The organism is Streptomyces griseorubiginosus (genome assembly GCF_017614965.1).
GTDB lineage: Bacteria > Actinomycetota > Actinomycetes > Streptomycetales > Streptomycetaceae > Streptomyces > Streptomyces griseorubiginosus_B.
Genome location: NZ_WVUG01000343.1, coordinates 1 through 8,984, shown reverse-complemented (window position 1 = coordinate 8,984; position 8,984 = coordinate 1). Strand labels below are relative to the sequence as shown.

The window sequence follows — 8,984 nt, the reverse complement described above, 5'->3', positions numbered from 1 at the left end:
CCCCTGGAGACGGGACGGGTAGGGGCGGCGGGGGCGAGGAAACCAAGGCCTCACCCGGATCCCACGCCGCACACGACAACGCGCCCGCGCTGCGCGCCAGCGTAAACAGTGCCTCCAGCTCGCACCCTCGCTCGACCTGCTCCCGCATCGCCTCCACCGCCTCCACCGCGGCAGCCCCCCGCTCGGCGACCGGCACCAGCCCCAGATGCCGGGACGGCGTGTCCACCTGCGGAGCCCGCCGCAACACCCCCAGCACCGGCACGCCGACGGACTCCAACGCCTCCCGCAGCAGCGCTTCGTGCCGGTCGGACGCCACCTTGTTCAGGATCACGCCCCCGACCCGCACCTGCGGGTCCCACGAGGCGAACCCGTGCACCAGGGCCGCCACCGACCGCGACTGCGAGGACGCGTCCACGACCAGTACCACGGGCGCCCTCAGCAGCTTGGCGACCTGGGCCGTGGACCCCAGTTCGCCCTCCCCGGCGGCCCCGTCGTACATCCCCATCACACCCTCGACGACGGCGAGTTCGCACCCGTGCGCGCCGTGCGCGAACAGCGGGCCGATCAACTCCGGCCCGCACAGGTACGCGTCGAGGTTCCGCCCCACGCGCCCGGTGGCGAGCGCGTGGTACCCGGGGTCGATGTAGTCCGGTCCGACCTTGTGCGGGGACACGGCAAGCCCCCGCGCGGTGAACGCGGCCATCAGCCCCGTGGCGACGGTGGTCTTGCCGCTGCCGGAGGACGGCGCGGCGACGACCAGCCGTGGGACGGACGAGGTCACCACTCGATGCCCCTCTGCCCCTTCTGCCCGACGTCCATCGGATGCTTCACCTTGGACATGTCGGTCACGAGGTCCGCGAAGTCGACCAGCTTCTCGGGCGCGTTGCGTCCGGTGATCACGACATGCTGGGTCCCGGGCCGGTCACGCAGCACGGAGACGACCTCGTCCGTGTCCACCCACCCCCAGTGCATCGGGTAGGCGAACTCGTCGAGCACGTACAGCTTGTAGGTCTCGGCGGCCAGGTCCCGCTTGACCTGCTCCCAGCCCTCCCGGGCCTTCTCCTCGTTGTCCAGCTGCTCGTCGCGCTGCACCCACGACCAGCCCTCGCCCATCTTGTGCCAGTCGACGCTCCCGCCCTCGCCGGAGGCGCCCAGCACCCGCAGCGCGTTCTCCTCGCCGACCTTCCACTTGGCGGACTTGACGAACTGGAACACCCCGATCGGCCACCCCTGGTTCCAGGCCCGCAGCGCGAGCCCGAACGCGGCGGTGGACTTGCCCTTCCCGATCCCGGTGTGCACGACCACCAGGGGACGGTTACGGCGCTGACGGGTCGTCAGTCCGTCGTCCGGTACGACACTCGGCTGCCCCTGCGGCATTACGCGGCCCTCCTCTGTACGTCCTTCACCAGCCCGGCGATGGAGTCCGCCCGCAACTCGTCGAGCGTCACCGCCGTACCGCCCAGCTCGCCGGCGAGCTGCCCCGCCAGCCCCAGCCGCACGGGCCCCGACTCGCAGTCGACGACCACCGAGGCGACCGACTCCGCCGCGAACAACCGGGCCGCACGTCCGGCGAGGGCCACGGGTTCGGGACCGCCGGTGGCCCGTCCGTCCGTCACCACGACCACGAGCGGCCGCCGCGCGGGATCCCGCAGCCGCTCCACCCGCAGCACGTCATGCGCCTTGAGCAGTCCGGCGGCGAGCGGCGTCCGCCCACCCGTCGGCAGCGACTCCAGCCGGGCCGCTGCCGCGTCCACGGACGACGTCGGCGGCAACGCCACCTCGGCCGCCGCCCCCCGGAAGGTCACCAGCCCCACCTTGTCCCGCCGTTGATAGGCGTCCAGCAGCAGCGACAGGACGGCGCCCTTCACGGCGCTCATCCGCTGCCGCGCCGCCATCGACCCGGAGGCGTCGACCACGAACAGCACGAGGTTGCCCTCGCGCCCCTCCCGCGTCGCCTGCCGCAGATCGTCCCGCCGCACGACCAGCCCAGGCCCCGACCGTCCCCGCGCCCGCTGATGCGGCGCCGCGGCCTGCACGGTCGCCGCCAGGTGCAGCTTGGTGAGCGCCCCCCGGGGCCGCCTGGCCCCGGTCGTCCGCCCGTGCTCGGTCCGCGCCCGCGAACGCCGGCCCGCCGCGCCCTCACCGATGCCGGGCACGCTCAGCACCTTGGTCCGGAAGGGCTCGGCGGCCCGTACGGCGGACTGCTCACCGGCGCCGGAGGCCTGCGGTGCGCCGTCCTCCCCGGCCTCGGGCCGCGCGCCCGTGTCCCCGCCGCCCCGCGGACCCTCGTCCGGCGTCGGCTGCCCGCCGCCCCCGCCGGGTCCGTCGCCGTCCGGCTCCGGGTCGTCGTCCTCGGCGTACTGCTCCAGTGTCTCGTCGAGCTTGTCCTCGTCGAGGCCGGGCGCGTCGAAGGGGTTGCGGCGGCGCCGGTGCGGCAGCGCGAGCAGGGCCGCCTGCCGTACGTCCTCGGCGAGCACGTCGGTCCGTCCGGCCCAGGCGGCCAGCGCGGTCGCGGTGCGGGCCATCACGATGTCGGCCCGCATGCCGTCCACCTCGAAGGCGGCACAGGTCGCCGCGATCTGCCGCAGCGCCCCGTCGCCCAGCCGCACCGACGGCAACAACTCCCGGGCGGCGACGATCCGTTGCCGTACGGCCGTCTCCTCGTCCGCCCAACGGGCCGCGAAACCGGCCGGATCGTCGTCGTAGGCCAGCCTGCGCCGTACGACCTCCACCCGCTGGTCGGGCTCGCGCGAGGCGGCCACCTCCACCGTCAGGCCGAACCGGTCGAGCAACTGCGGCCGCAGCTCGCCCTCTTCGGGGTTCATGGTGCCGACGAGCAGGAACCGTGCCGCGTGGCGCACCGACACGCCCTCGCGCTCGACGTAGGAGGCGCCCATCGCGGCCGCGTCGAGCAGGAGGTCGACCAAGTGGTCGTGGAGGAGGTTGACCTCGTCGACGTACAGGATCCCGCGGTGGGCGTCGGCGAGCAGGCCCGGCTCGAAGGCCTTCACGCCCTCCGCCAGCGCCCGCTCGATGTCCAGGGCGCCCACCAGCCGGTCCTCCGAGGCGCCCACCGGCAGCTCGACCATCCGTGCCGGGCGGGTCTCGAACGCCCCCGGCTCGTGCGGGCCGTCGGGACAGGCCGGGTCGGGGGAGTCGGGGTCGCAGGAGAAACGGCAGCCCGCGACCACGTTCAGCTGCGGCATGAGCGCCGAAAGGGCCCTGACCGCCGTGGACTTGGCGGTGCCCTTCTCGCCGCGCACCAGCACCCCGCCGACCGCCGGGGAGACGGCGTTCAGCAGCAGTGCGAGGCGCAGGTCGTCCTGGCCGACGACCGCGGTAAAGGGGAAGGGGGTGGTCACTGGTCGCCCTCCAGGTCGCCTTCGAGTTCCAGGTACGTGGCGCGCAGCCGCTCCAGCGTCTCCGCGTCCGGCTCGGCCCACAGCCCGCGTTCGGCGGCTTCGAGGAGCCGCTCGGTGATGCCGCGCAGCGCCCACGGGTTGGACTTCTTCATGAACTCCCGGTTCTCCGGGGCGAAGACGTACTCGGCGCTGAGTTTCTCGTACATCCAGTCGTCGACGACGCCGGCCGTGGCGTCGTAGCCGAAGAGGTAGTCCACGGTCGCCGCCATCTCGAAGGCGCCCTTGTAGCCGTGGCGCCGCATGGCCGCCATCCAGCGGGGATTGACCACACGGGCGCGGAAGACGCGGTGGGTCTCCTCGCCGAGCGTGCGGGTCTTCACCTGGTCGGGCGTGGCGGAGTCGCCGACGTATGCCTCGGGTGAGGTGCCGGTGAGGTGGCGGACCATGGCGACCATGCCGCCGTGGTACTGGAAGTAGTCGTCGGCGTCGACGAGATCGTGCTCGCGGGTGTCGACGTTCTTGGCGGCGACGGCGATCCGCCTGAACGCCGTCTCCATGTCCCCGCGCGCGGCCCGCCCGTCGAGTCCGCGGCCGTAGGCGTATCCGCCCCACACCGCGTACACCTCGGCGAGGTCGGCGTCCGAGCGCCAGTTGCGGGCGTCGATCAGCGGCAGCAGCCCGGCACCGTACGCGCCCGGCTTGGAGCCGAAGATGCGGGCGGTGGCCCGGCGGCGGTCACCGTGCTCGGCGGTGTCTGCGTCGGCGTGAGCCTTCACGAAGTTCCCGTCGGCGGGCTCGTCCAGCTCCGCCACCCTGCGGACCGCGTCGTCGATCAGCCCGACCACGTGCGGGAACGCGTCACGGAAGAAGCCGGAGATGCGGACCGTGACGTCGATGCGGGGCCGCCCCAGCTCCGCCAGGGGGATCACCTCGAACCCCGTCACCCGGCGCGAGGCGTCGTCCCACACCGGCCGGCAGCCCAGCAGCGCCAGGATCTCCGCGATGTCGTCGCCCTGGGTCCGCATGGCCGAGGTGCCCCACACCGTGAGGCCCACCGACTTCGGGTACTCGCCTGTGTCCTGCAGATACCGCTGCACGAGGGAGTCGGCGAGCGACTGGCCGACCTCCCAACTCAGCCTGGACGGGATCGCCTTGGGATCGACCGAGTAGAAGTTGCGGCCGGTCGGCAGGACGTTGACCAGACCGCGGGTGGGGGAGCCGGACGGGCCGGCGGGGACGTAACCGCCGTCCAGCGCCTTGAGGATGTGCCCGATCTCGTCGGTGGTCCTCGCGAGCCGCGGCACCACCTCGGTGCAGGCGAACTCCAACACCGCGACCGCATCGGGGAGTTCGCTGCCGAGGACGTCACGGACGAGTGCGGGGACGACGCCCGCGTCCCAGCCCCGCGCCTCCATGCCCTCCGCGACCCGCCGGCACAGCTGCTCCAGCAGGTCCACGGCGTCGGCGGCCGTGCGGGAGGGTCCCTCGACCAGATCCGTCAGCTCCACCGGCACCTTCACCGGCGCCCCGGGCTCGGCCAGCAACTCCTTCTCCACCAGCCCGAAATGAGCCGCCAGCGACGCCCGCAGTCCGGGCAGCGCGTTCGCCTGTCCGCCCCACACCTGCGAGGCGCGCAGCACGGCGAGGACGAGGTTCACGCGCGGCTCGCCGACCGGACCGCCGCCCAGGATGTGCAGACCGTCCCTGATCTGCACGTCCTTGATCTCGCACAGATAGCCGTCGATGTGCATGACGAACTCGTCGAACGCCTCGTCGTCCGGCTGCTCGTCGACGTGCAGGTCGTGGTGGAGTTCGGCCGCCTTGACCAGCGTCCAGATCTGCGCGCGCACCGCCGGTGCCTTGGTCGGGTCCAGGTCGGAGACGAGCGCGTACTCGTCGAGCAGTTGCTCCAGCTTGGCCAGGTCGCCGTAGGTGTCGGCGCGGGCCATCGGCGGCACCAGATGGTCGACGACCGTGGCGTGGCCGCGCCGCTTGGCCTGGGTGCCCTCGCCGGGGTCGTTGACGATGAACGGGTAGACCAGCGGGAGTTCACCGAGCACGGCGTCCGGGGCGCAACCGCCGCTGAGCCCGAGGCCCTTGCCCGGCAGCCACTCCATCGTGCCGTGCTTGCCCATGTGCACGATCGCGTCGGCGCCGAAGCTGTTTTCCAACCACCGGTAGGCCGCCATGTAGTGGTGCGAGGGCGGCATGTCGGGGTCGTGGTAGATCGCGATCGGGTTCTCCCCGAAGCCGCGCGGGGGCTGGATCATCACGACGACGTTCCCGAATTGCAGGGACGCGAGCACGATGTCGTCCTCGTCGACGTAGAGCGAGCCCGGCGGCTCTCCCCACGCCTCGAGCATCCCCTCCCGCAGCCGCGGATCGAGCTTGTCGAACCACGCCCGGTAGTCGGCGAGCGGCACCCGTGCGGGCGCGGCGGCCAGCTGCTCCTCGGTCAGCCACTCCACGTCGTGACCGCCGGCCTCGATGAGCCGGTGGATCAACTCGTCCCCGTTGTCGGGGTATTCCGTGAGCGCGTACCCGGCGTCCCGCAGCGCGTCCAGCACCCGCACGGCCGAGGCGGGCGTGTCGAGACCCACCGCGTTGCCGACGCGCGAGTGCTTCGTCGGGTAGGCGGTGAACACGAGCGCCAGCTTCTTCTCGGCGTTCGCCTTGTGCTTCAACTGCGCGTGCCGCACGGCGATCCCGGCCACGCGCGCGGCCCGCTCGGGGTCGGCGACGTACACCGGGACGTCGTCGGGGCCCTGCTCCTTGAAGGAGAACGGCACGGTGATCAGACGGCCGTCGAACTCCGGGATCGCGACCTGCATGGCCGCGTCCATGGGGGAGAGCGCGGCGTCCGAGGCGTCCCAGGTCTCCCGCGAGGACGTGAGGCAGAGCCCTTGCAGCACGGGCACGTCGAGGTCCGCGAGCGCCCCGATGTCCCACGCCTCCTCGTCGCCGCCCGCCGAGGCCTCGGAGGCGTGCGTGCCGCCGGCGGCCAGCACGGTGGCGACCAGGGAGTCCGCCCCGGCGAGGATCTCGTACAGCCCCGTGTCCGCGCCGCGCAGCGAACCGCAGTACACGGGAAGGGCGTTGGCGCCCCGCGCCTCGATCGCCTGGCACAGGGTGTCCACGGAGGCGGTGTTGCCGCTCAGTTCATGGGCCCGGTAGAAGAGCACGCCCACGGTCGGACGGCCGCCGACCCTGTCGTACGAGCCGTGGACGCCGTACTCCGGCATCTTGCGCGGCTCGACGAACCCCTCGCCGGTCAGCAGCACGGTGTCCGAGAGGAACCGGGCGAGTTCGGTGAGGTTGTCGGGCCCGCCCTCGACGAGGTACTTCAGCGCCTCGGCCACCACACCCGCCGGCACGGACGACTCCGCCATCAACTCCGCGTCCGGCACGGCCTCCCCGCCGAGCAGCACGGTCGGAACGCCGGACGCCTTCAGCGCGGCCAGCCCGTCCTCCCACGCCCGTTTCCCGCCGAGCAGCCGTACGACGGCGATGTCGGCGCCGTCGAGCAGAGCGGGCAGCTCCTCGGCGACGTCGACGCGCGTCGGGTTGCCGATCCGGTAGTCGGCACCGGAGGCGGCCCGGGCCGCCAGCAGGTCCGTGTCGGCGGTCGACAACAACAACACTGTGCTCATGCGGGCGCTCCCGGTGGAATGAAAGGCAGTCCTTGTGGCGCGCCCGACTCGATGAGCCGCCACAGCGCGTCCGTGTCCGCGTGCTGTTCGATCAGGTCGCCGAGCCGGTCGAGCTGCTCCTCGCGCAGCGCGGCGAACGACGTGTCCCCGGCCGGCACGAAACGGCGGCCCGCGGCGGCCGCCACCTCGCGCAGAAAGGCCCGCCGGAAACCGTCCGACTCCAGCGAACCGTGCCAGTGGGTGCCCCAGGTCTGGCCGACCCGGCAGCCGTCCAAGAAGGTTTCCCCGCCGGTCACTTCGGCGACGCCGTGATGGATCTCGTACCCCTCGACCCGCTCGCCGAGGGCCTCTCCCACGGGCCGGGCGAGCGTCTTCTCCCGGGCGAACCGGACGCGTACGGGCAGCACACCGAGCCCGTCCACCGTGCCGGCCCGCGACTCGACCTCGTCCTCGATGCGCTCGCCCAGGATCTGGAAGCCGCCGCAGACGCCGAGGACGGGCCGCTGCTCGGCGACCCTGCGCCGCAGCGCCTCCGCGAGGCCGCGCTCCCGCAGCCACTGAAGGGCCCGGACCGTGCCCCGCGTCCCCGGGATCACGACGAGATCGGCGTCGGCCAGCTCCTCCGGCCGGTCCACGAACCGCACCACGACCCCGGGTTCGGCGGCCAGGGCGTCCACGTCGGTGAAGTTCGACATGAGCGGGATCGCGCAGACGGCGACCCGCAGCACGTCCTCACCCACCGGAGGGGCGACGTTCGACTCCCGTACGGTCCCGCGCAGGGAGACCCGCAGCCCGTCCTCCTCGTCGATGCCCAGCCCGTGCCGGAAGGGCAGAACACCGTAGGTGCGCCGCCCGGTGAGCCCGTGCAGCATGTCGAGGCCCGGTTCGAGCAGCGACACGTCACCCCGGAACTTGTTCACCAGGAACCCGGCGACGAGCCGCTGGTCCTCCTCCGACAGCAGCGCCACCGTCCCGAAGAACGAGGCGAACACACCCCCGCGGTCGATGTCACCGACCACGAGGACGGGAAGCCCGGCGTTGCGGGCGATCCCCATGTTCACGATGTCGGTCCGGCGCAGATTGATCTCCGCGGGACTGCCCGCCCCCTCACAGATCACCGCGTCGTACGTGCCCCGCAACTCGGCGAGACACTCCAGCACGGTCCCGAGCAGCTGCTGCTGCCGCCCGCCGTGGTACCCCCGCGCGCTCAGCTCGCCCACGGGCCTGCCCATGAGCACGACCTGGCTGCTCTGTTCGCCCCCGGGCTTCAGCAGCACGGGGTTCATCAGCGCCGTCGGCTCGATCCGGCACGCCTGCGCCTGCATGGCCTGCGCCCGCCCGATCTCGGCGCCCTCGCGCGTCACGAAGGAGTTGAGCGACATGTTCTGCGCCTTGAAGGGAGCCACCTTGACCCCTTGGCGCACCAGCCACCGGCAGATCCCGGCGGTGACGACACTCTTGCCGGCGTCGGAGGTGGTGCCGGCGACGAGGAGACCCCCGCTCATGACGTACGTCCCTTCACCAACAGGCGCGCGCCGGCACTGACGCCGAGCGCGAGCAGACCGACGCGCCGGGAGAGCCGTACCGCCCGCTCGATGTCCGGTACGGCGACGGCGCGGCCCCGCGCGTTGAGCACGGGCCGGTGCTCGACCCGTCCGCCGTAGGAGAGGGTCCCGCCCAGGCGCACCCCGAGCGCTCCCGCGAACGAGGCCTCCACAGGACCGGCGTTGGGGCTCGGATGCCTGCCCGCGTCCGCACGCCAAGCCCGTGCCGCGCCGCGCGGGTCGCCGCCCGCGACCGTCGCCAGCGCCGCGGTCAGCCGGGCCCCCGGCCAGCCGGCCACGTCGTCCAGCCGCGCGGAGGCCCACCCGTAGCGCCGGTACCGCGCCGACCTGTGACCGACCATGGCGTCCAGCGTGTTGACGGCCCGGAACCCGAGCAGCCCCGGCACCCCGCCGACGGCCCCCCACAC

General features: G+C 72.9%; 6 protein-coding genes. All 6 read right to left on the bottom strand.

What is annotated here, in order from left to right; genetic code table 11:
* Positions 1-781, bottom strand: a 781-nt coding sequence (locus tag GRC12_RS38065) for a cobyrinate a,c-diamide synthase (protein WP_439959932.1), incomplete at its 3' end; no start/stop codon positions are given.
* Positions 778-1,377 carry a cob(I)yrinic acid a,c-diamide adenosyltransferase gene (gene cobO / locus GRC12_RS38060; protein WP_208784840.1) on the bottom strand — a complete coding sequence of 200 codons (600 nt, stop codon included), beginning with the start codon at positions 1,375-1,377 and terminating at the stop codon, positions 778-780. The genes cobO and GRC12_RS38065, both read right to left, overlap by 4 nt.
* Entirely contained in the window at positions 1,377-3,362 is a 1,986-nt protein-coding gene (locus GRC12_RS38055; protein WP_208784839.1) for a putative cobaltochelatase, read from the bottom strand. Before GRC12_RS38055 ends, cobO begins: the two co-directional genes overlap by 1 nt.
* Positions 3,359-7,012 (bottom strand): cobaltochelatase subunit CobN, encoded by a 3,654-nt coding sequence (gene cobN / locus GRC12_RS38050; protein WP_208784838.1) that lies wholly within the window; start codon positions 7,010-7,012, stop codon positions 3,359-3,361. The genes GRC12_RS38055 and cobN overlap by 4 nt, the downstream gene beginning before the upstream one ends.
* On the bottom strand, positions 7,009-8,517 hold the full coding sequence (locus tag GRC12_RS38045) for a cobyric acid synthase (RefSeq protein ID WP_208784837.1): 1,509 nt from the start codon (positions 8,515-8,517) through the stop codon (positions 7,009-7,011). Before GRC12_RS38045 ends, cobN begins: the two co-directional genes overlap by 4 nt.
* The coding region (locus GRC12_RS38040) for a cobalamin biosynthesis protein (protein WP_208784836.1) at positions 8,514-8,984 on the bottom strand (471 nt) is incomplete at its 5' end. The genes GRC12_RS38045 and GRC12_RS38040, both read right to left, overlap by 4 nt.